The 24,020-nt window shown below is 35.8% G+C and carries 21 protein-coding genes; 16 read left to right on the forward strand and 5 right to left on the reverse strand.

Annotated features, from left to right (window positions below):
* Positions 1-70: 70 nt before the first annotated feature.
* The 3 genes from J2S19_RS03815 (at position 71) to J2S19_RS03825 (ending at position 6,002) form a co-directional block, all read left to right on the forward strand.
* Positions 71-3,835, forward strand: coding sequence for a bifunctional 2',3'-cyclic-nucleotide 2'-phosphodiesterase/3'-nucleotidase (locus J2S19_RS03815; protein WP_307337442.1), 3,765 nt, complete (start codon positions 71-73; stop codon positions 3,833-3,835).
* Positions 3,836-3,950: 115 nt separating this feature from the next.
* Entirely contained in the window at positions 3,951-4,373 is a 423-nt protein-coding gene (locus J2S19_RS03820) for an OsmC family protein (RefSeq protein WP_307337445.1), read from the forward strand.
* A gap of 345 nt (positions 4,374-4,718) precedes the next feature.
* The gene (locus J2S19_RS03825) at positions 4,719-6,002 is read left to right on the forward strand and encodes a methyl-accepting chemotaxis protein (RefSeq protein WP_307337448.1); all 1,284 of its coding nucleotides are present in this window, start codon (positions 4,719-4,721) and stop codon (positions 6,000-6,002) included.
* 21 nt (positions 6,003-6,023) lie between these two features.
* Here J2S19_RS03825 and J2S19_RS03830 read toward each other — a convergent pair whose 3' ends face one another.
* Together J2S19_RS03830 and J2S19_RS03835 are read right to left on the reverse strand one after the other, a co-directional pair.
* The gene (locus J2S19_RS03830) at positions 6,024-6,647 is read right to left on the reverse strand and encodes a nitroreductase family protein (protein WP_307337451.1); all 624 of its coding nucleotides are present in this window, start codon (positions 6,645-6,647) and stop codon (positions 6,024-6,026) included.
* Positions 6,648-7,097: 450 nt separating this feature from the next.
* Complete coding sequence (locus J2S19_RS03835) at positions 7,098-7,463, reverse strand: carboxymuconolactone decarboxylase family protein (RefSeq protein WP_307337554.1); 366 nt, start codon at positions 7,461-7,463, stop codon at positions 7,098-7,100.
* 243 nt (positions 7,464-7,706) lie between these two features.
* On the opposite strand from J2S19_RS03835, the gene J2S19_RS03840 reads away from it, so the two are divergent.
* A complete protein-coding gene (locus J2S19_RS03840; RefSeq protein WP_307337454.1) occupies positions 7,707-7,964 on the forward strand; it encodes a transcriptional regulator SplA domain-containing protein in 258 nt (85 codons plus the stop codon).
* 12 nt (positions 7,965-7,976) lie between these two features.
* Positions 7,977-9,008 (forward strand): spore photoproduct lyase, encoded by a 1,032-nt coding sequence (gene splB, locus J2S19_RS03845; protein ID WP_307337457.1) that lies wholly within the window; start codon positions 7,977-7,979, stop codon positions 9,006-9,008.
* A 60-nt stretch (positions 9,009-9,068) separates the two neighbouring features.
* On the opposite strand, the gene J2S19_RS03850 is transcribed toward splB, so the two are convergent.
* Positions 9,069-9,929, reverse strand: coding sequence for a manganese catalase (locus J2S19_RS03850; RefSeq protein ID WP_307337460.1), 861 nt, complete (start codon positions 9,927-9,929; stop codon positions 9,069-9,071).
* A gap of 246 nt (positions 9,930-10,175) precedes the next feature.
* On the opposite strand from J2S19_RS03850, the gene J2S19_RS03855 reads away from it, so the two are divergent.
* From J2S19_RS03855 to J2S19_RS03880, 6 genes are all read left to right on the forward strand, one after another.
* Positions 10,176-10,865, forward strand: a complete 690-nt coding sequence (locus J2S19_RS03855; protein WP_307337463.1) for a 2-phosphosulfolactate phosphatase — start codon at positions 10,176-10,178, stop codon at positions 10,863-10,865.
* Positions 10,862-11,650, forward strand: a complete 789-nt coding sequence (locus tag J2S19_RS03860) for a phosphosulfolactate synthase (RefSeq protein ID WP_307337465.1) — start codon at positions 10,862-10,864, stop codon at positions 11,648-11,650. The genes J2S19_RS03855 and J2S19_RS03860 overlap by 4 nt, the downstream gene beginning before the upstream one ends.
* Positions 11,634-12,032 carry a VOC family protein gene (locus tag J2S19_RS03865; protein WP_307337468.1) on the forward strand — a complete coding sequence of 133 codons (399 nt, stop codon included), beginning with the start codon at positions 11,634-11,636 and terminating at the stop codon, positions 12,030-12,032. Before J2S19_RS03860 ends, J2S19_RS03865 begins: the two co-directional genes overlap by 17 nt.
* A gap of 1,132 nt (positions 12,033-13,164) precedes the next feature.
* Entirely contained in the window at positions 13,165-13,656 is a 492-nt protein-coding gene (locus J2S19_RS03870) for a flavin reductase family protein (protein WP_307337472.1), read from the forward strand.
* Positions 13,657-13,998: 342 nt separating this feature from the next.
* Positions 13,999-14,517 (forward strand): methylated-DNA--[protein]-cysteine S-methyltransferase, encoded by a 519-nt coding sequence (locus tag J2S19_RS03875; protein WP_307337475.1) that lies wholly within the window; start codon positions 13,999-14,001, stop codon positions 14,515-14,517.
* Between the two features lie 125 nt (positions 14,518-14,642).
* Positions 14,643-15,281 carry a hypothetical protein gene (locus J2S19_RS03880; protein WP_307337477.1) on the forward strand — a complete coding sequence of 213 codons (639 nt, stop codon included), beginning with the start codon at positions 14,643-14,645 and terminating at the stop codon, positions 15,279-15,281.
* Positions 15,282-15,488: 207 nt separating this feature from the next.
* Here J2S19_RS03880 and J2S19_RS03885 read toward each other — a convergent pair whose 3' ends face one another.
* Together J2S19_RS03885 and J2S19_RS03890 are read right to left on the reverse strand one after the other, a co-directional pair.
* Positions 15,489-16,004 (reverse strand): type 1 glutamine amidotransferase domain-containing protein, encoded by a 516-nt coding sequence (locus tag J2S19_RS03885; RefSeq protein WP_307337480.1) that lies wholly within the window; start codon positions 16,002-16,004, stop codon positions 15,489-15,491.
* Positions 16,005-16,154: 150 nt separating this feature from the next.
* Complete coding sequence (locus tag J2S19_RS03890; protein ID WP_307337482.1) at positions 16,155-16,673, reverse strand: CBO0543 family protein; 519 nt, start codon at positions 16,671-16,673, stop codon at positions 16,155-16,157.
* A gap of 243 nt (positions 16,674-16,916) precedes the next feature.
* Between J2S19_RS03890 and J2S19_RS03895 the strand changes: the two genes are divergently transcribed.
* The 5 genes from J2S19_RS03895 to J2S19_RS03915 are packed head-to-tail and all read left to right on the forward strand — an operon-like array spanning position 16,917 to position 23,765.
* Entirely contained in the window at positions 16,917-17,552 is a 636-nt protein-coding gene (locus tag J2S19_RS03895; RefSeq protein ID WP_307337557.1) for a rhamnogalacturonan acetylesterase, read from the forward strand.
* Positions 17,545-18,630, forward strand: a complete 1,086-nt coding sequence (gene bglB, locus J2S19_RS03900; RefSeq protein ID WP_307337485.1) for a beta-galactosidase BglB — start codon at positions 17,545-17,547, stop codon at positions 18,628-18,630. Before J2S19_RS03895 ends, bglB begins: the two co-directional genes overlap by 8 nt.
* Before the next feature lie 29 nt (positions 18,631-18,659).
* On the forward strand, positions 18,660-20,525 hold the full coding sequence (locus tag J2S19_RS03905; protein WP_442405475.1) for a rhamnogalacturonan lyase: 1,866 nt from the start codon (positions 18,660-18,662) through the stop codon (positions 20,523-20,525).
* 23 nt (positions 20,526-20,548) lie between these two features.
* A complete protein-coding gene (locus J2S19_RS03910; RefSeq protein WP_307337487.1) occupies positions 20,549-22,543 on the forward strand; it encodes a beta-galactosidase in 1,995 nt (664 codons plus the stop codon).
* A gap of 22 nt (positions 22,544-22,565) precedes the next feature.
* Entirely contained in the window at positions 22,566-23,765 is a 1,200-nt protein-coding gene (locus tag J2S19_RS03915) for an oligogalacturonate lyase family protein (protein ID WP_307337489.1), read from the forward strand.
* Positions 23,766-24,020: the final 255 nt, after the last annotated feature.

Here is a 24,020-nt window from a genome sequence, read left to right on the forward strand (position 1 = left end):
GCAAGTATCTTTACACAGTCTTTGTACAATAAATGTGTTGGAGCATATAAAAACGAAAGGTGGAAAAGTAATGAGGAGAAGGATTCGACGGAATTTGAAAAGAAAAATGCTTTATAGTACCTTCGCGACTGCACTTGTAGTCTCGATAATGCCATTTCAAAGTTTTGCAACAACTAATGCTAAGGCAACAGAACCTGTGAAAATGGATGTTAGGCTGTTAGAAACAACCGATATTCATGCTCATATTATGGATTATGATTATTATGGTGATAAGACAAATTCAAATTTTGGGTTAGTAAGAACTGCAACGTTATTAAAACAACGCCAAGCAGAGAAGGAAAATACGTTATTAGTTGACAATGGTGATTTAATACAAGGAAATCCATTTGGTGAGTATGTGTTTAAAAATGGATTGAGAGATGGTGAAGTGCATCCTATTATTGCAGCGCTGAATCTACTGAACTATGATGCTGCGACTCTTGGAAATCACGAGTTTAACTATGGTTTAGATTTTCTAGATGAGACAATGGACGATGCAAATTTTCCTGTAGTAAATGCGAATGTATTTCATGCAAATAATGAAACGGATTATTACTACAAACCATATGAAATTGTTGAGAAGGATTTCGTTGACAGCAATGGTGACATACATAAGGTGAAAGTAGGGTTTACCGGTTTCGTAACCCCGCAAATTAACGTTTGGGATAAAAAGCATTTAGACGGAAAAGTTGTCACAAAAGATATTGTGGAATCAGCAAAAAGGGTAATCCCTGAGATGAAAGAAAATGGCGCAGATTTAGTTGTAGTTATTGCACACTCAGGTGTAAATACGAGTGAAGGTGTTGCAGGTGCAGAAAATGCAGTTTTTGATTTAACGAAACAAGTTGCAGATATTGACGTTGTAGTTTCGGGTCACCAACACAATACTTTTCCAGGTGATGCCCGTTTTAACGGTGTTGCTGAAATCGACAATGTAAAAGGAACAGTAAATGGTATACCAGTAGTCATGCCTAAAAATTGGGGAAGTCATCTTGGGATCATCGATTTAGAATTGCAATTACTTGATGAAGAATGGGAGGTTGTCGATTCCCAAGCGACTGCAGAGCCGATTACAGCAGTTTCTGAGCGTGATAATGAAATGGTAGAAGTCGTAAAGAAAGCCCACAATTCAACATTAGAATATGTTAGACAAAGTGTCGGCTCTACGACAGCACCAATTAATAGTTTCTTTTCTTTAGTTCAAGACGATCCTTCTATTCAAATTGTAACAGATGCACAGAAATGGTATGTAGAGGAGAAGTTGAAGGGGACTGAATATGAAGGAATGCCATTATTATCGGTAGGTGCCCCATTTAAAGCTGGTGGTCGGAATGGCGCTGACTACTACACGAACATACCAAAGGGGAATTTAGCGATAAAAAATGTTGGTGATTTATACTTGTATGACAATACGATACAAGTCGTTAAAATTACGGGGGCAGACGTAAAAGACTGGTTAGAAATGTCTGCAGGTCAATTTAATCAAATCGACCCATCGCAAACAATGGAACAAAATCTTATCAACAATGAGTTTCCTACATTTAATTTTGATGTTATCGACGGTATTACGTATCAAATTGATGTAACAAAACCTGCAAAGTATGATACGAGCGGAAACTTAGTTAATAAAGATTCTTCTAGAATTAAAAATATCATGTATGAGGGAAATCCTATCGACTTAAATAAAGAATTTTTAGTTGTTACAAATAATTACCGTGCATCAGGCGGAGGGAATTTTCCAGGTGACTTACCTTCAAAAATTATTGCTCAATATCCTGATGAAAATCGCCAAGCCGTAATGAATTATATTATTGAAAAGGGTGAAGTGAATCCTTCAGCTGATCAAAACTGGTCAATTGCTCCGATTTACGGGGATGTTACTGTTACTTTTGAATCGTCTCCAAGTGCAAAAGCGTTTGCTGAAGAAGCCGAACAAATTAACTTTGTAGAGGATTTAGACACAGGTTTTAGTAAGTATTCCTTAAACCTTTCTTCAAATGAATGGGATTTAAAAATCATGCACACAAATGATACACATGCTCATCTAGATAATGTTGCAAGAAGGGTGACAGCTGTCGAAGAAGCACGTGCATCTGTAGAGAACTCTATATTATTAGATGCAGGAGATGTTTTCTCAGGCACATTATACTTTAATCAATATTTAGGACAAGCCGATTTAGAATTTATGAATAAGATGAAATACGATGCAATGGTACCTGGTAACCATGAATTTGATAAAGGTCCATCTGTCTTCGCCGATTTCATTAAGAATGCTAAATTTCCTATTGTTAGTTCAAATATCGATTACTCAACAGAAGCTTTATTAAGTCCGCTATTTAAAAACGAAATAGGAAGCTCTAAAAATGGTGGAGCGATTTATCCGGCTAGTATTATAGAAGTAAATGGTGAAGATATAGGTGTTTTAGGTTTAACGACAGAAGATACCACACTATTATCCAATCCAGGCGCGAATCTTGTATTTGAGGATTATATTGAAAAGGCTAAAATGACGGTTGAACGATTAGAAAGTGAAGGAATAAATAAAATAATTGCCCTTACACATCTAGGCTTTCATTACGATAAAAAACTAGCGGAACAAGTTGACGGAATCGATGTGATAGTAGGTGGTCACAGTCATACACTACTTACTGAACCGGTTGTCATCGATGAGGATTCTGAACCTACAATTGTCTTGTCTGCTCATGAATATGGTAACTATTTAGGAAATGCAGATGTAACTTTTGATAAAGATGGCGTGTTAACATCTTGGAAGCAACAATTAATTGATATTAATGCAAAAGATGAGAATGACAAATATGTCATTAGTGAGGATGCAGATACAGCAAATCGTTTAGCGGAGCTAGCAGCACCAATTGAAGAACTGAAGCAGCAAATTGTTGGAAAGACTGAAGTATTTTTAAATGGTGAGCGAAATGACGTACGTACAAAAGAAACGAATTTAGGAAATCTTATAACTGATGGAATGCTTTGGCGAGCTCAAAAACAAAATACTGGTGCAACAATTGCAATTCAGAACGGTGGCGGAATTAGAGCTTCTATAGAAAAAGGAGATATATCACTAGGTGATGTTTTAACAGTACTGCCATTCGCAAATACTTTAGTTACGTTAGATTTAACTGGACAGGAAATAATTGACGCACTAGAGAATGGAGTGAGTCAAGTCGAAGATGGTGCAGGTCGCTTTCCACAGGTATCAGGAATGAAATTCGGTTTTGACCCGGAAAAACCTGCTGGCAACCGTGTACACAGTGTGTTTGTGCAAACAGAGTCAGGGTACGAAAAAATCAATGTTAACAAAATGTATACTGTAGCAACAAATGCCTTTATCGCTGATGGAGGTGATGGTTATGAATCATTTAAAGCAGCTAAAGACGACGGAAGGCTTACTGAGTTATTTATACCTGACTTCGATGTATTTCAAGAGTATTTACAAGAAATTGGGACAGTAACGATAACTGAAGAAAATCGAATTACAATAGGTGTTGCACCAGCTGAAAGCCCAGAAAAACCTGGCAATGATGCTGGAGAAACACCGGTGAATGATACACCAAATGTCGATGACAAAACGAATGATAAACCAGCAACAGAACAACAAAAAAATACAACACCTGAAGAATCAAATACATTTGGAAACAAAAATAATGTTAAATTTGGTCAATCGTTACCAAACACTGCTACAAATGTATTTAATCTGATTGTAATTGGTGCAGTTGTCATAATAGGTGGAATAGCCCTCTATTTGATAAATCGAAAGAGAAAACAAGCTCAGGCTTAACTAATAAACAACATGTGACAAAAACACTAATTCATATTTTTCATGAGTTAGTGTTTTTCTATTCTCATTTTAGGGGAACATTATGTATAGAAAACAGTAAAGGTAGGTCAGAAAAATGAATTTAACAATTGATTGGAAAGGGAAGATGGGTTTTTCTAGTATTACTCCTTCTGGACATGAAATAATAATGGATGCATCGGAGGAAGTTGGTGGTCTAAATAGTGGTGCACGTCCAACTGAACTTCTGTTAAATGCTGTTGCAGGTTGTACAGGAATTGATATTATTTCGATTTTACAAAAGATGAGATTAGAGCCAGCATCATTTCAGATAAGTGTTGAGGGAAATCGAGCAGATGAGCACCCGAAGAGATTTACAACTATTCATATTCATTATGCCTTAGAAGGTGATTTACCAGACGCTAAGGTGATCCGCGCAATTGAACTTTCTAAGGACAAGTATTGCTCTGTTTCTCATTCATTGAATGCTGAGATAACAGTAAGTTATTCAATAAATGGAGTAAAAGGACAAGACATATAGTTTAATTGATGTAGGTAAAGGTTACCTAGCTAAACTAAAATGCATGCGAAGTTAAACGCATTCGTTCGTTTAGTCACTAGGTAACCCTTTTTCATTAATTGTGGTTTGTTGCGAGACATAAATTCAAACTGTTATAAGCGAGAATTGAAATCATTTGTCTTGTATAGTCGCTTACTAGGGACTTATGGTATCTTCAACTCATAGTTGCTTGCAAATCCTTACAATCATTAATTGTCTAACTTTTGTGATAAAAGTCTTAGGGCTCTCTTCTATTTTTTAAAAATAACGTGTAATATAGACAGTATATAGTCTTAAAGTAATGATATTGATTGTGAGGGAATAGCAGTGAGCGAAAAAACGAAAGAGAATATAAAAAAGTTTGGTTATTATTCACTGAATACAGCTTTTCAAGGAATTATTTCAGGAATTATTATTACAGTTATCTTTAGTTTGATTAGTGATAATCAAATCCTTTCATTCACTTCACTATTACTAGTGCTACTTATTACTGTAAGTTCAGTGCTTACTGGTGTATTTAATTTTCTTTCTTATGCAAAACCATTTCATGAAATCCAACTTTTTGTTAAGAAGGTTAGTCAAGGAGACCTTACGTATTCAGCGAATGAGGATAACTTAGGACCGTTAAAAAGTATCAAAGCTCCACTTGAATATATGAGAATAGGTTTACAAACCTTATTAAAAGAAGTCCAGGAAACTGGAAAAATAGTTAAAGATTATTCAACAAATTTAGAAGCAAAGATTTATAGTACCAATGATCATCTCACAATGATTTCTAATGAATTGCAAGATATTAAAGACACAATCGATATTCAATTAATATCAACAAGAGAAGTATCAGTGACAATGGAAGAAATGTCGGCAGGGATTGGAAAAACTGCAGAAACTTCAAGTATAGCAAATGAATCATCCAACCGTGCCTTTCAATTAGCTAGTACTGGAAAAAATAAAGTGAATACAGCTGCTGAACAAATGGGGAGTATTCATACATCCTTTTCTGATTTGCATACAGTAATTAAAGAGTTAATTTCCGGTACTGGTAAAATATCTGATATGATTGCCGAAATAAGTCATATTGCCGGTCAAACAAATTTACTTTCATTAAATGCAAATATAGAAGCAGCAAGAGCAGGTGAACATGGGAAAGGTTTTTCGGTTGTGGCACAAGAGGTGGGTAAATTAGCGAATCAAACGAATATTTCAGCAGCATCAATCACATCTATTATCGATGATATTCAGGAAAAAGCTGACAAGGCACTGAATGCAATGACAATTACAAATAATGATGTCGATAGTGGACTACATTCGATTAATGAATTAATGAATTCATTCAACAATATATTAGCATCGGTCGAAGCTGTCAATTCACAGATTACTGATATAACAAGCGTTGGTCAACAAATGGCTGCAGGGAGCGAAGTGGTAACTGCAAGTGTCGGAGGCCTTTCAAGTCAATTTACAACGGTAAGTTCAAAATTAATTGAATTTACGAGAGAAATAGGCAACCAAGTTGAAGAAATGGAAACGTTAAAGCACGCTGCAACAGAACTAAATGATAAATCAGCAAAGCTGGAGGAATTATTACGTAAATTTCAGATTGGGACTGTCTAGATGACAGCCCCTTTTTTGATCCTAATGAAAAGTAACAATTTTTTCTAATGGGAACCTATGATGTTCATAACCTTCTGCTGCTTGACGTCCAAATGGTACCATAGCTGCAAATTTAACATGCTCGGGGAGTGATAGGATTTCTTTTACCTTTTCATGGTCGAAACCAAGCATAGGAACACTAGCATAACCAAGACCTTGGATTGCTGTTAAGAGAAACCCTAATGCGATATTCGTTTGTGTAAGCCCCCATTGACCACGTTCCTCTATACTCATACCAGCAAAGAATGAGGAAAGGTTAGCAACTTCCTCTTGCTGTCTTTCAGGTGATAGTCCAGGGTGAACGACTTCAGGTAAATTAGCGATAACATCTTCCATATCACTATACACTAAAACAACAGCCGGAGCGGATGTGACTTGTTTTTGTCCGTATGCAGCATCCTGCAGTTTTTCCTTTAATTGATGATCAGTCACAACGTAAAAGCGCCATGGTTGAAGGTTCCATGCACTCGGAGTTAGTCGGACTAATTCAAAGATTTCCGTGAGGTTTTCCTTTGAGATGTCCTCTTGTTCAAACTTTCTGATACTATGCCTTGATTCTATTGCTTCTTTAACAGAAAGTGTTTTTTCAACTGTTTGTATATCCAAAAGAACCTCCCCTTTCAAAACATGTAGAAAAACTACAAGGTTAGTATGACCATTAGCTTTACATAATCCTGATGGAAAGTCGTGCTAAATAGGAGATGTTATTGTAATTGTGGTTGTTCAATTGACAATAAAAAGAGGCTGGGACATAACAAAAAATCCATAGTTAAATACGAACATTGTTTTTAGGGGTTCAATGTTCAAATTCTGTAAAGGTTGATTGGAGCTGATTGCGAGACTCCTGCGGGATGCGTGGAGAGGTGAGACCCCACAGGAGTTTACTCCGAGGAGGCTCACCACCCACCCCGCGGAAAGCGAGTACTGTAGCGGAAATCAACCAGAACGTCAACCCTGTAAAAACAACACGAAGGTTGTATTGAAATCTCATCTAATAGTTCGTATTTTTCTTGTCTTTAAAACCTTTTGTCTCAGCCTCAAAATATATTAAAAACGTTACTGTTTTAATTGATTTAGTTCTTGGATGCATTCTTGTACTAAAGTTACCGCTTGACTCATTGTTGCGCCACCACCAAATGCAGCTGTAACACCTATTGCTTCGAGAATTTCTTCTTCTGAACAACCTTCATCTAGACAACCTTTTGTATGATAAATAATACAATACTCATCTTGAGAATATAAACTAATTCCTAGAGCAATTAATTGTTTTTCTTTTTTTGAAAGACGACCATCCTTAAAACATTCTTCAGTGAAATCGTTAAATTTACTAGCTAGCTCTGGCATTTTTTTCGTAAATTGTCCTAATCCAGCTTTATAGTGTAGCAGAGCAGATTCTGTTGAATTTCTCGCATCCATTTCCATTTCCATTTTATTCATCTCCATTCTCATATTTCAAAAATCCATCGTTAGTATGAGCTAAAAGTTACATCATTAAACAATGGAAAGTACAGGATGAAAAATAATCATCTTTTTATTGAGCTTGGGCAATTTCCATAATCATGTCATTATAAAAAATATCGTTTGAACGAAAAATGAGAATATAAAAATAGCTATATCTGTCATTTTTATATAGGCGGAATAATAGCAAAATGAGGTGCTAATTGAATGGAAATATCGAATGATTTATCAAATGAAATGGCTCAATATCAGGCGGGAGATATCGTCTATGTATTTTACCGCAATCCTCACACACAAGATGTGGCGAATATTCAAGAAGCTGCAGTTGTTAATAACCCTGATAATCCAGGTGAGCTCGCATTGTTCTTGTATGAAACATACTATCCATTAACAAATGAGCTTGCTGTATATTCAAGTGAAGTAGAGGCAAAAGAAGCATATCAACATTATTTTGAGGGTATGTAAAGGAGATAAACAATGAGTAGACCACCTTTTAAGCCACAGTTAGTCTATTTTGAACCAAAGGCTCTTGACTATCCATTAGGGCAAGAATTAAAAGAAAAATTTGAAAAGATGGATCTTGAAATTAAATATACGACATCACATAATCAAATCCGTAACTTACCGGGTGACAATGATTTTCAAAAATATCGAGTTGCTAAATCAACCCTTGTTGTCGGGATTCGGAAAACATTAAAGTTTGATACGTCAAAGCCATCTGCTGAATATGCGATTCCATTCGCAACAGGGTGCATGGGGCACTGTCATTATTGCTACTTGCAAACAACGATGGGGAGCAAACCATACATCCGGACATATGTAAATGTAGACGAAATATTAGATGCTGCTGATAAATATATGGAAGAAAGAGCTCCGGAATTTACGCGATTTGAAGCAGCGTGTACATCTGATATAGTCGGTATTGACCATTTAACACATACATTAAAGCGTGCAATAGAACATTTCGGACAATCAGAGTTCGGGAAATTACGATTCGTTACTAAATTTCATCACGTCGATCATCTATTAGATGCGAAACATAACGGTAAAACAAGATTTAGATTTAGTATCAATGCTGATTATGTCATTAAAAATTTTGAACCAGGAACATCATCATTAGCAGACCGCATTATAGCTGCTGGTAAGGTTGCTCGAGCAGGCTATCCGCTTGGATTTATTGTTGCGCCTATCTACCTCCATGAAGGATGGGAGGAAGGCTATCATCATATGTTTGAAAGACTAGATGCTGAGTTACCCGATGATGCGAAAAAGGATATTACATTTGAATTTATTCAACATCGGTTTACAAAACCTGCTAAAAGAGTAATTGAAAAAAATTATCCGATGACAAAATTAGAATTGGATGAGTCTGCAAGAAGGTATAAATGGGGAAAATATGGAATTGGAAAATATATTTATCAGAAGGATGAAGAAGAAGATATAAAAACTCATTTATATTCGTATATGGAGAAATTTTTCCCGAATGCAAAACTAGAATACTTTACGTGAATAAATAGGGAGACAAAATAGGTTATCTAATCTTTTTTTGTCTCCCTTTCTACATGAGGACTATTTCATATTTGGAGGAACAAGTCCTTGGTTGTCTTTAAGTACTGCTGGTGGAGTGTCATGAATATATGGTGGTGCTGGACGTAATACTGGCTTTTTAGCAAGAGGCACAGGATTTTCAACATAATTGAATTGTCCTAAACCATCCATACTTGGACCATGAGCCCAACGACCTTCCGCACTTTGATTTCCTTGGGATAAGTTGAACAGCGTATATGAAACTTCTTGTTTTTCCAGTTCTATAGGGAACGTGCTTGGCACAACAACATTTTCTTTTGCTTCAAGCTCTTTTATTGCAGCGATCCACTGGTTTTGGTGCATTCGGTCACGTGCTATTAGCCATGATAGCATATCTTTTACACCGCGGTCATTCGTTTCTTCATATAAACGTACGGCTTGAAGGCGACCTTGAGACTCTGCATTAAGGTTTGCTCTAAAGTCTGCTAATAAATTTCCACTAGCGATTATATAGTCAGCAGTCCAACGGTTGCCAACACTATCAGCAGGCATTGCACCAAGACCTGAAACAATAGCATGTTGTGGATTCATTCCGCCTAATATTGCGCCAATAACAGGGTCCTTTGCTGCTGTTTCCAAGTCCCCTACAGGTGCTCCATCGAGGAGTCTTGCTATCATAGTTGCAAGCATTTCAATATGAGCTAGTTCTTCTGCACCCGTATCCATTAATAAATCTTTATATTTACCGTTACCGCGAACGCTCCAGCCTTGGAAAAGATATTGCATAGCGACAGATATTTCCCCGAATTGTCCACCTAATACTTCTTGTAATTTTTTTGCAAATAAAGGATCAGGTCTTTCTGGCTTTGCATGATATTGTAATTCTTTAACATGATAAAACAAAGAGCTCACCTCATTTTTTTATTTCTGCCTATTCGCTTCATCGTCATTATATTGCTACATGCCTATTAGGTGTCTGTCCAAACAATTTATTTATTAATCACTTTTGTAATGCCGTAACTGTTTCGGAAAGTTAGCCCATATTCTAGCGCTAATACTCTCTTTATTAGGCACAGAATTTTTAGCATTGAATATACTTTTTGTGACACGTAGGGATGCTTTTAAGATGCTAACATTTGAGGTGAAGCTATGGCTGTTGAAATTTATCAGGGGAATGACCTCTCGTTACAATCAAGTGACATAACGGTAGTAATTGATGTTATAAGAGCATTTACTGTTGCTCACTATGCTTTTTTTAATGGAGCTGAGAAAATAAAGTTAGTACGTACAGTTGAGGAAGCACAATCATTGAAAGAACCTAATGTACTTTTGGCAGGTGAGATAAACGGACTTCCAATTGCTGAATTTGATTTGGATAATTCTCCTGCTCGAATAAGTACAATAGAATTATCTGGGAAAACACTTGTTCAAAAGACAACAAACGGTGTGAAAGCAACACTAAATGCACTAAATGCAATGGAACTATTTGTGACAGGATTTACAAACGCAAAAACAACTGCACTAATGATAAAAAGGAAAATTGAGCGGGAACATGACATGCCCCTTATTCATCTTATTGCTTCACATCCTAGTGGTGATGATGACTTAGCTGTTGCTCAATACATGAAGGATATTATAGAAGGAAATAACGAGATTTCAGTTAAAGAGGTAGTGGATAGAATCATTCACTCTCATGTTGCTTTAAAGTTTTTTGATGAAAATCAACCAGAGTTTTCACCAGAAGACATCTCATACTGTGTAAAGGAATTCGAAGGAGAGTTTGTCATGAGAGTTAATAAGAACGAAAAGATCCCGACAGTTGAGAGGTGTCTAGTTTGAACCTTTCTGGATTACATTTACCACAAAGACAAGAAAAACCACGACAGCATGGCCTTACAGTACTAATTGATAATGGTATTCCTCTCCAACATTTTAAAGACACAATTTGTAGCAATAGTCCCTACATTGATTTTGTGAAATTCGGTTGGGGTACTTCGGTTATATCATGTCAACTAGACCAAAAAATTACATGTTTAAAAGAACAGCATATTGATTATTTTTTTGGAGGAACGTTGTTTGAAAAGTTTTTATCCCAAGGAAAAATTTCAAAGTACATTGAGTATTGTAAACGATATGACTGTAAATATGTTGAAATCTCTAATGGTACAATTGATATAACAAATAAAGAGAAAACAGTATTTATAGAGGAGTTTGCACGAGAATTTATCGTGTTTAGTGAGGTTGGCAGGAAAGATAGCGACCTAAACGGCGAAAATCCTTTAAACTGGGTTGATTGGATTAAAGAGGATATAGCTGCAGGAGCACATAAAGTAATCACCGAAGCAAGAGAAAGTGGAACGAGCGGTGTTTGTCAAACAAATGGGGATTTACGTATTGACTTAATAGATGGGATTATATCTTCGAATCTTGATCTTCAATCAATTATTTTTGAAGCTCCAAATAAAAAACTGCAAACAGCATTTGTAAAGTTAGTCGGTACAAATGTGAACCTTGCAAATATCCCTTTTACAGACTGTTTATCACTTGAAACACTACGCTTAGGATTACGGTCGGATACATTTCATATAATGGAGGAGGAAGTTTACCATGCGGGATACGAATAAAGTGTTCCATTTAGCTATTCCTTGTAAGGAGCTAGAAGAAACGGTTTTGTTTTATGAAAAACTTGGTTGCAAACTGGCAAGAAAATATGATGACCGTGTGACCTTCAACTTTTTTGGTGATCAAGTTGTATGTCATCTAAATCCTGAAGGTATTGACTTATCACCTAAAATGTATCCACGTCATTATGGAATTACTTTTCTTGAACGATCTGAATTTGAAGAAGTATTAAATAATGCAATTAACAGAGAGCTTCCTTTTTTTCAAGAAAAAATGGTGAGATTTGCTGGAAAAAGAGAAGAACATATCACATTTTTCTTAATCGATCCGTCAAACAACCTACTTGAATTTAAATATTATCATGACCCTGATATGGTATATTGAACGAAAATATATGCGAAAGTGAAAAGGTATAACTCCTTTTATTTCAAGAGAGTTATACCTTTTTAAATGCCTTTGTTAAGTCTAGCATGATATATGAATTGATTGGTGGACGCTCAAATTTTAATGGGATATGTACTAACCGACTTAAAATAAGAGTATGTACATCACATTGTCTTAAACAAGCAAAATATTGGCATGACTCAATTCTTAAAAGGAATTCAGTTTGTGTAAATAAGCTAAATAAGTAATGCAGAAAAATGTAATTATTATCGAGATAAGAAATATAATCCAATATGGTTTTCTATCACTACGAATAGGCCTTCTATATCGATTAGAAATGATATAGTCCCCGATATAAGAAAAGAAACGAAGATATATCCAGTATAAAGAGTAAGAATCCCAATAATCCCACTCATTAATATATATAATAAACCCTATTTTTTTAAGAATAATTTCAATACTGAATGTCCAATTTATGACGATGAAATAAAAGGGAAATGTAAACTTTTTCGGGCGAAAATAAATTGTTGCTAATACTAAGAACCCGAAATTTAGTATAACTGCAGGTAGTATGAAAGGTAGTGGGAAAATGAAGCGGTAAAATCCTGCCCAGTAAAAAAACATGCATAAACAACTAGCAAGTAATGTATGTATGATGAAAATAATTCCAAAGCGTAAGTAATTCTTAGTAATAATATAAATACTGCCTGAGAATCCAAAGACTATCGCAATTATTAAAATTAGTGAATACATGTCCACAACATACACATTCCTTATTTAGTTAATATTTCAGGCTGTATTAATAAGTTTGATAGGTTATATCTTTATTTAACATCCCCTATTGTTAGATATTTAATTCAATTAATAGACGCTAAATATAGTATTTTCTATGCAGAAAAATTCAAGTTATGGTACATTAACAGTAACTAACCTTCAAAATAATAGGTCAATGATAGAAGTGTATGTTTCAACAAACTTATGACGATTAATGGTAAACAATACGGCAGCTTACCATGTCTATGTATGATGACAAATAATACTTATTATTAGTTTTTAAGGGTGTGTAGAAGTTTTACAAAGCACTTGAGATTAAACTTAGTCATTAGAAAAATGGAAAGGTGTGTAATTATCGATGAATAATAAGAATACAGAACTTTTTAAAGAGGTTATGGGGAATTATCCAACTGGAGTAACAGTTGTCACCACAGTTACAAGCGAAGGTACGCCAATCGGTTTAACAGTTAATTCTTTTGCTTCAGTGTCAATTGACCCGCTGTTAATATTATGGTCAATAGATAAACGTGTATCTACATACGAGGAATTTACAAAAACAAACAAATTCGCCGTGCATGTTTTAGCAAGTGACCAAGGTGATTTATGTTCACTGTTTGCTTCAAAAGGTACTGACCGGTTTGCAAATTGTGAATGGAGACTAAAAGAAGGTTTACCGATATTAGCAGACGTTGCTGGAGTATTGCACTGTCATACTTATAAAACAATTGATGCGGGTGACCATACGATATTAATTGGTGAAGTTGTTGAGATAGAGAGCGATAAAAAAGAACCATTGCTTTATCATAAAAGAAAATTCGGGGGGATTCCTGCTGAATTTTACAATAAGTAATTAGTCAAAGTAACAGAATAAACGTACTTTTGCGTACACTCGTATATAAATACGATATTACTAGATTTACTAATAGATTCGAAAAGAGATATTTCTTAGTCTACTAAACTAAGAAGTATCTTTTTTTGTTAATGGCTAATTTAGAACGCAGTTTATCGGAGAATTCGTTTATAATAGATGAGTAGTAATTTTTGATAATAAATAGTTAATCTATGTGATTTATAATAGGCAACATTATTATAATGTGTATGTTATTTAATTTTTATTGACCTGTCAAAACCAACCTACACATTTTTTAGGTTAAGTTACTCCTATAATTGTATGAAGGCTGGGGAACCTCTAATGAACAAAAATAGTATCTATTGGTCTGAATTTAATTTTAATAGTTGGAGATTTTTTATTGTAGCAACAGAAAATGGATTATGTTATGTAGGGTCTCCAAATCAACCGTTTATTGAAGTGGAGAAATGGGTTGAAAAGCATTTTTCACAACATCATCTACTTAGGGAAGAATCATTTCTTAAACCGTATAGAATTGAATTAGAAGAATACTATAATAAGAAACGTGATTTTTTCTCGTTGCCGGTTGATTTACAAGGTACACCGTTTCAAAAAGAAATATGGAGTGCGCTTAGCACAATTCCTTATGGAACGACAAGTACTTACTCTGATATAGCAGAACGAATTTTCAAGCCAACGGCCGCTCGAGCTGTAGGGAGAGCAATTGGTGCAAATCCTGTTCTTATTACGATACCTTGTCATCGTGTTATCGGAAAGGATGGCAGTTTAACAGGCTATCGTGGAGGAATGGAGTTGAAGAAATTTTTACTAAAGTTAGAAACAGGTTTTATTGAAAAATGAGCGACGAAGTGTATAATGGTTAAAAAAGTATCTATATATAATGATAAACTACATGTGAAATTGTAGATTGATAATGTTTATGAGTGTTGTGAAATATTTAAAGAAGCTTAGTGAGGGATATAACATTGAAGAAAGTTACGTTAGGGTTAATTGCTGGAGGTATAGGATCAGTCCTTATTGTGATATTGATAATGACTAACCTTTCAAATAATAATGAACAAGCAGAACAAACTGAACAAAAACAAAAAAATGAAGCAACTACTGTTTCAACTTCATCAGTAAAAGAAGAAAGTGAATACGAAGAACAGCTAAAAGCATTAGTGAAAAATCAGTTCGAATATTTTGACAAATTTATCAATGGTGACTATTTTATCAACTCTCGAAAAAATGGTCCAAAAGCCGATGGGACATACCCAGATGACTGGATGACAAAGCAAGTTCAAGATGAATTCCAGCAAAGAGCTACTGAAATTGACGAAATTTTACCAGAAGAACTTGATAGCAGTGACAGTACCGCCCAAAGTTTAATTCAAGTATTAATTAGGATTAATCAAGCATCCAGTATGTTTGAAACTCAGAAAAATGTTTATCATATTCATAAAACACTATATGACTTGCATGTTAAATTAAATGACTATACGCTTGAAGAGGGGAAATTTGACCCTGAAAAAGACTGGGAATTAGTTTTTGGAGATGAAACGGAATTAAGTGTTAAGTCAGAAGCAGAATTAGAAGAACTTATCAAAGAAGAGAAGAAAGAGTAAACAGAAGGACAACTGTAGTACGTGTAGTCTTTTAGGTTGATTTCCTCTTGCTTTTACTTCCTTTCTACAGGAGTCAAGGATTCAACTTCGATAACCCTCTTAATAAAGGTTAAGCGTAAATCACAATCTATTAATAAAAATAATAAAAAAAGAAGTTAGATACCAATTATTTAAACTAGAGTATCTAGCTTCTTTTTTGTATTAGAATCAAGCTAATGATGCAAGTTTTGTTGATATCTCTTTTATGAACGCAGGTTCATCCTTCGGCGTTCTTGACGTAATCAAATTTCCACCTACTACTACTTCTTCATCTAAGTAATTAGCCCCTGCAAGTTTTACATCATCACGAATGCCAATGTAACACGTTACAGACTTACCATTAAGAATGTCGGCACTAATCATAACTTGTGGACCATGGCAAATGCCAGCAATTAATTTTCCTTGTTCATTTGCTTGTTTTACAAAATCGATTATCTCATCATTAACACGTAGAGCCTCTGGGGCACCTCCACCAGGTATGATGATAGCATCAAACTGGCTAGCATCTGCCTCTTGAGCGGATAAGTCAGAAATATATGTAGTTCCGTTTTTTCCTTTGTAGGAAGCACCTTTTTCAATACCAATAATAACTGTTTCATGACCTTCTTGTGTTAACGCATCATATGGATTTTTCATTTCAGAATCTTCAAAATAATCTGCTAGTAAAAAAGCAATTTTAGCCAAAAAAATCCCTCCAGTAAGCATGTTGTACAACTAATAATGTAACTGTTTAAAGGTAATATTTCAATGACTTTGCTCAGTGAAAAAAGTATCAGAAAAATGGGGACAAACTTGATAGTTGTCTAAATTAGTGAATACGTCAGTTGAAACCACTTACTTTAATTCAGTAAAAGATGGATGAAATAATAACAAAAGAATAACTATGACAGGTAGAACGCATATGAGTGATAAGAAAGGCCGCTTCACATGGAATTTAAAAAATGGAAACATAACAAAATTAAATAATAACGACCACCATATATTCCAGTTATTATCATAGGAGAAGCTGCCACGCTTACTATAATCATATTCAATTAACCAAAATGCAAAGACCCAAATAATAAGATAAATAACTCCTTTCCACCCTGTTGGGAAAAAACGCAAGAATACAATAATGACCAGCGGGATAATGATGAAAGAGTAGAGTATTTCAATTAATGTATGGTTTAGCCAAGGAGTTTCAGGCTTATATGCCCATAACGTATGTTTATAAAAGATAAAATTATATAAAAAATTAAATAAAAGAAATGCTTGAATTGTCGGATAATATAGCTTTAATGTCTCGATATCAACATATAAAAAGGTGATGATTGCAAGAATAATAACGATAAAAAGTATGTACATAATAATCATGCCTCGTTTAATTCCATAATATTATATGTTTATTATGCCTATAAACACATAGTTAATCCTCTATTTTGCAACCTGTTTCCAAATACCTCAAAGTTTTCTAATATTCAACTAGTCATGCAAGAAAGTATTAAGATTTCAAAAAATGAATAGTGGATAATCAGTTCGTTCAAAAAAGTCCAATAGTCATGAAAACAGGAAATACTATATGCTTTCATTAAGGACTAAGGGAAGGAAGGTGATTTTATCGTGAGAGTATTCTTGGCCGGTGATTCTACAGTTCAGGCATATGAGGATAATGCTAGGCAAGGTGGATGGGGTGAGTTTCTTCATAAGTATTTAGATGACAATATTCAAGTCTGTAATTATGCAATAGGTGGAAGGAGTTCAAAGACATTTGTTGAGGAAGGAAGGCTAGAACATATATTTAGTGAAATAAGTGAATCTGATTACCTTCTCGTTCAAATGGGACATAATGATGCAACAAAACACAAACCCGAACGCTATACAGAGCCCTATACGACTTATAAAAAATATATAAATATGTATATTGAAGGAGCTAAAAGCTTACATGCAAACCCTATACTCATCACACCTGTTGCACGGCTTCACGTTAAACAAGGTCAATTCATAAATGATTTCCCTGAGTATTGTATTGTACTGAAAGATTTAGCAAAGTCTCAAAACATACCGTTAATTGACTTGATGAATGAAAGTTTAAATTTTTATGCTTCTGTCGGTTATGAACGTGCCGAAGATTATTTTATGGCTTCTATTAATAAGATTGACTTTACACATTTCACGAAACTAGGTGCAAACGAGATCGCAAAAATTGTTGCAAGGCAATTAACATATATCTGGGAGGATTTAAAAGATGAATAGACAACAAATAGAAGAAAAAATTGACATGCTTATCGATAATTTAGTTAATCTCCGTGACCCTGACGGCAAATATGCGATCCCATTAGCGGATGGACGTAAAATCGATAATAAAAGCTTTAATTATTGGGAGTGGACAGCAGGAGTAGGCCTATATGGCATGATGAAATATTACAAGTTGACAAAAAAACAGGAAGTGCTTGAAATTATCGAAAATTGGTTTATGGAGCAATTTCAGCTACCGCCAGTCGAGAAAAATGTGAACACGATGGTACAAATGTTAACCCTTGCGTACCTATATGAAGAGACTCAAAACCCCGTATACCTTCCATACTTAGAGACTTGGGGAGATTGGCTTTATTATGAGATGCCGCGTACAAAAACAGGGGGATTCCAACACATCGTATTTGGTTCAGAAAATTATCAGCAATTGTGGGACGATACGCTAATGATGAGTGTGTTACCTTTAACGAAAATTGGGTTGCTGCTTAATAAACCTGAATATATTGAAGAAGCTAAAAAACAATTTTTAATACATACAAATTACTTATGCGATAAAAAGACAGGTTTATGGTTCCATGGATGGACATTCGAAGGAAATCATAACTTTGCAGAAGCGCTATGGGGTAGAGGAAACTCATGGGTAACGATTGCAATTCCAGAATTTCTCGAGCTTGTTGATATGGATGATGATGATTCAATCAACCAATTTTTACAAACCGTTTTAGAAAATCAGCTTGAGGCATTGCAAAAATGCCAAAATGAAAGCGGTTTATGGCACACGTTACTTCTCGATCCAACCTCATATGAAGAGGCATCATGCACAGCTGGGTTTGCATTTGGAACACTAAAGGCAGTACGAAAACGATATGTAGATAAACAATACGAAGAAATGGGTTTGATAGCTGTCGAAGCTGTGATTGAACAAATAGACCCATCAGGTGAATTACAGAAAGTTTCCGCAGGAACAGCAATGGGAGACACATTGCAATTTTATAAAGATATTCCTGTAACAGGTATGCCGTATGGTCAATCGATGGCTATCTTAGCTTTAGTAGAATATTTATATTATAAACTATAACAATTTATATATGAGGAGGTTAAAAGAATATGAATGACCAAAATACGAGCAAACATACGGAACTGAGGCAAATGGAGTATTTAAATCGTGGATTGATAGCAGTAAATACTGATAATGGCGTTTATATAGGCTGGAGATTATTAGCAACTGATGCTGAAGAAGTATCTTTTAATATTTTTCGAGATAAGAAGAAAATTAATTCAACACCAATAAGGAATAGTACAAATTTCTTTGATAAGGAAGGGTCGACTGATTCAACATATTTTATAACCACTGTTGTCGAAGGCATTGAAGTATCTGCTTCAGAACCTATCGATGTCTGGGATAAAAATTATCTTGAGGTCCCACTGCAAAAACCTGACGGAGGTACAACCCCTGATGGTGTCACATACACATATAGTGCCAATGATGCAAGTGTTGGCGATATAGATGGTGATGGAGAGTACGAGATTATTTTAAAATGGGACCCATCTAACTCGAAGGATAATGCGCATAAAGGCTATACCGGCAATGTTTATTTAGATGCATACAAATTAGATGGTACACATGTATGGCGGATTGATTTAGGTAAAAATATAAGGGCAGGAGCTCATTATACCCAATTTATGGTCTATGACCTTGATGGGGATGGTAAAGCAGAAATTGCTTGTAAAACAGCGGATGGAACTATTGACGGTACAGGACAAGTAATTGGTGATGAAAATGCTGACTATCGTAACAATGAAGGGTTTATTTTAGAAGGACCTGAATTCTTAACGATATTTGATGGAGAAACAGGTCAACAGTTAGTTACAACCGACTATGACCCACCTCGTGGCAATGGCGTTGATTGGGGTGATAATGAAGGAAACCGGGTGGACCGCTTCCTTGCCTGTGTTGCCTATCTTGACGGTGTAAAGCCAAGTTTAGTTATGTGTCGTGGTTATTATACACGTGCAGTACTAGTTGCGTATAATTGGCGAAATGGAAAACTTGAAAAGTTATGGAAGTTTGATAGTTTAGATGCTGGTAATGAACATTATGCTGGTCAAGGCAATCATAGTGTCAGTGTTGCCGATGTTGATGGTGACGGAAAAGATGAAATAATCTATGGGTCAGCAGTTATTGACCATAATGGTGATGGTTTATATTCGACTGGTTTAGGTCATGGTGATGCGATGCATGTCGGTAACCTTATACCTAGTCGACCAGGACTGGAAATTTTTCAAGTCCATGAAGTCCCATCGGAAAATGGCACGGAAATCCATGATGCACATACAGGTGAACTACTTTGGGGACTCCCATCGACTGAAGATGTAGGCAGAGGGATGGCCGCTGATATTGATCCACGCTATGAAGGTGTTGAAGTCTGGTCATCTACACATTGGAGAACAGGTGGGGATGGTTTATATAGCAGTTCAGGTGAAAAAATTTCTGATATAACTCCGCAATCATTTAATTTCGCAATATGGTGGGACGGTGACTTATTACGAGAACTTCTCGACCACGATTATGACGAGCAATCAGGAATCGGAGTCGGGAAAATTTATAAATGGGACTATGAAAAAGGTGAACTTATCAATCTATTAACGGCTAATGGAACTCGGTCAAACAATGGGACAAAAGGAAACCCATGTCTTCAAGCTGACCTTTTTGGAGACTGGCGAGAGGAAGTCATCTGGAGAACCGATGATAGTTCTATGTTAAGAATTTATACAACGACAGATGTTACAGAGCACCGAATTCAAACATTAATGCATAATCCGATGTACAGGTTGGCAATTGCATGGCAAAACACAGCCTATAATCAACCACCACATCCAAGCTTTTTTATCGGACACGGAATGGATACACCACCTCGAAATGATGTATATGTCGTTAATAAAACAGAACGAGCAAACCAACCTGTAAAATAACCATAAATGAGAGGGAGAAATTGATGAATAAATTATACCATGGTGCGGCCTATTATCCCGAATTATGGGATAGAGATACGATTGAAGAAGATATAATCTATATGAAAAAAGCAGGGATAAATGTTGTCAGGATGGGTGAGTTCGCCTGGTCAACAATGGAGCCTACTGAAGGTAGTATAGATGTAGGTTTCTTTGAAGAGATGATTGTGAAACTAGCAAGTCATGGAATTGAAACAGTTTTCTGTACTCCAACTCCGACTCCGCCAATTTGGTATAGTTATGGATATCCAGAAAGAATGCATGTTGATAAGAACGGTAGAACGATGGGACATGGCTCAAGGCAGCATGCTTGTACAAATCATCCGATTTTTAGAGAAAAAGCAGCACTTATAACCGAGGAGCTAGCAAAACGATTAGGGAAATTACCTGGATTAATAGGTTGGCAAATCGATAATGAGTTTAAATGTCATGTCAGTGAATGTATGTGTGAGCAATGTAAAAGCTTATGGCACGATTGGTTAAAAGAAAAATACGGTACAATCGACAATCTTAATAACAAATGGGGTACACAAATTTGGAGTGAAGCTTATCTTGCTTTTGAACAAGTACCACAACCAGGCCCAACTCCATTTTTACATCATTCATCATTAAGTACAATGTACCGGTTATTTTCAATGGAAAAAATTGCGGAGTTTTCCGATGAACAAGCAACGATTATTCGAAAACATTCAAATGCACCAATTACCCATAATAGTAGTGTTGCTTTTAGTGTAGATAATGAACGCTTATTTGAAAATCTTGATTTTGCCTCATTTGATACATATGCAACAATTGAAAACTATCCGGCCTATTTGTTTAATCATGATTTATTTCGAAATATAAAAAGTGGAAAAGCGTTTTGGGTGATGGAAACAAGTACTTCCTATGCTGCATCTTTAGCTAGCTATGCAATGCCACATCCAGATGGTTATTTGCAGGCTGAAGCAATAGCCTCATACGCATTAGGGGCACAAGGATTTTGTTATTGGCTTTGGAGGCAACAAAAATCAGGATGTGAACAACCACACAGTTCCGTATTAAGTGCCTGGGGAAAGCCGACAATTGGATTTGAAAATGTCTTAGAAGTAGAGGAGATAAGGAAGAAAATTGAGCCGATCATCGCCGAAACGTATGTACCACAAGCAGAATTAGCGATTACGTATTCAGACCGTGCTAAGGCTTTTTTAGAAACAGAACCTCATCAAAATTTGCAGCATCGTAGGTTAATGACGGCTTTTTATGAACGGATTTTACACATGGGTATTTCGCGTGACCTTATTACTGAACAAACAAGCTTAGATGGATATAAATTATTGTTCACGCCTTTCCTACCTGCCATTTCACATGACTACTTAATGCGGGCAAAGGCTTTTGTTGAAGCGGGAGGGATATGGATAGTTGGACCTTTAAGTGGCGGACGTACCGAGGAACATACGATTCATACCGATATGGCATTAGGAGAATTAGAACGATTAATAGGTGCCAATGTTTTATTTACATTCCCAATGAATGAAAATGAGGCAGTTGGATCAGCGTTTGATGTATCTGCTCCGTTAAGCTTATGGAGTTCTGTCTTTGAGTACGACTCGAAAACTTCAGTTGGAATCATTACAGAAGGAATAGCAAAAGGACACTCCTTTCTTAGCGAATATCGGCTAGGGAAAGGTAAGGTTGTCATGTTAGGTTCGATGCCGATTGGTCAAGCTGGAGATACATTGTTAACAAAACTTATCGAACATTACTCAAAAGAGGTACAGCTGTCAACCCAGTTAAGTGTAACGAAAGGAACAATTGTTGTACCAAGGGAACATGAACAATACACTGTTTGGTTCATTATTAATATGGACGGTCAAGGTGGGAGTGTGAACATACAAGAAAGCGCAACAAATCTCATAACGAAAGAAAACATACAGGCAGGAGAGTTAGAGATCGGTAAGTTTGAATATGTCGTAATTCGATTCGAAAAGACGCAACAATAAACATATATAAAGGGGAAAGAAGATGACAAAAGGGAAACTGTGGTGTTCCGAAATGAAAACATTTCAAGATTCCTTAACAGGAGTTTCAATTACGCAACTGACCGATTATCTCGCACATAGCTTTCATTTATATTTTACGAATAATGGATGGTATGACAATGAGAGCAAGCTATTATTTGGTTCAGAACGAAATAACAGTCCGAACCTTTATAGTATGAATCTTGATAACGGAGAAATGACACAACTCACAGATTATAAGCGTGAGCATCATCCAAATATACAAGGAACATATATAAATCCTTGTAAACAAGAGGCGTATCTTATTGTCGATCAATCAATACGTGCAATTAATTTAGAAACCTTTGAAGAAAATGTTATCTTTAGACAGCCACAAGGCTTTACATTTAGTAATATCAGCTGTACTGCGGATGGTAAATTTCTATGCTTCGGATTGACAGAAGACTTATCAAAAACAATTAATAGTAATCTGTCAGGTGGATATATTGGCTTTGAAGAAATGCAGGCAGCAAAGCCGCTATGTAAAATTTATTTACTCACATTAAATACTGGTGAGGTGACTGTTATTCATGAAGAAAAATGCTGGATTGGTCATGTTAATGCTTCACCTACTAAGCCGAACATTATTACGTATTGTCATGAAGGTCCATGGGAAATCGTTGACCATCGCATATGGGTTTTAGATATTGTAAGCGGAGAGTCTTGGAAAATCGCGGAATGTGGGAATCAAAAATATGCAGGTCATGAATATTGGTATGGTGATGGCGTAAGAATTGGTTTCCACGGTTTTACAGAATCATTAAACCGCAAAGATGGGAAGTTTATCGGTTCAGTAAATTATGACAATACGAAGTTAGAAATGTTTGACTTTCCATATCAAAACATGCATATTCATTCAAAAAATGACCAATTCATTGTAGGAGACGGTAATCAATCAATAGCCTATCATGGAGAATATTATCATGATAGTTTATTTCTTTGGAAAAAGAATCGTGGTGTACTAGAAGGGCCGCGATTGCTATGTAAGCACCGGGCAAGTTTTCACATTCAACAAATTCACGTGCATCCATGCATTCGTCCTGATCAGAAAAAGATTTTATTTACGAGCGACCAAAGTGGCTACGGCAATCTATATATCGTTGATATACCAGATTTTGAGACATTGCCAAAAATGAAAGATGGTAAAATCACGAAGAACAAATAAGGGATTACTTCCAAAGAATAAAGGCTGCTTATTATTATAGAGACTAGTGCTGAAACCAGACCATAAACACAGCTACTAGACCCAAGCAGAGATATTACGAAAAAAGTCTAACTTCTAAATAGTTATAGTAAAAGGCTCTGAGAATATTAAATTCTCAGAGCTTTTGTGCGCTTGGCAGCGTATCGGACTAACGGGTGAAAGTCCCGAACACACCGTAGTGGCGGAAGTGTATAGCTGACAGGTAGTGCATTGTCG

This window comes from Metabacillus malikii (genome assembly GCF_030813355.1).
Classification (GTDB): Bacteria; Bacillota; Bacilli; order Bacillales; family Bacillaceae; genus Metabacillus; species Metabacillus malikii.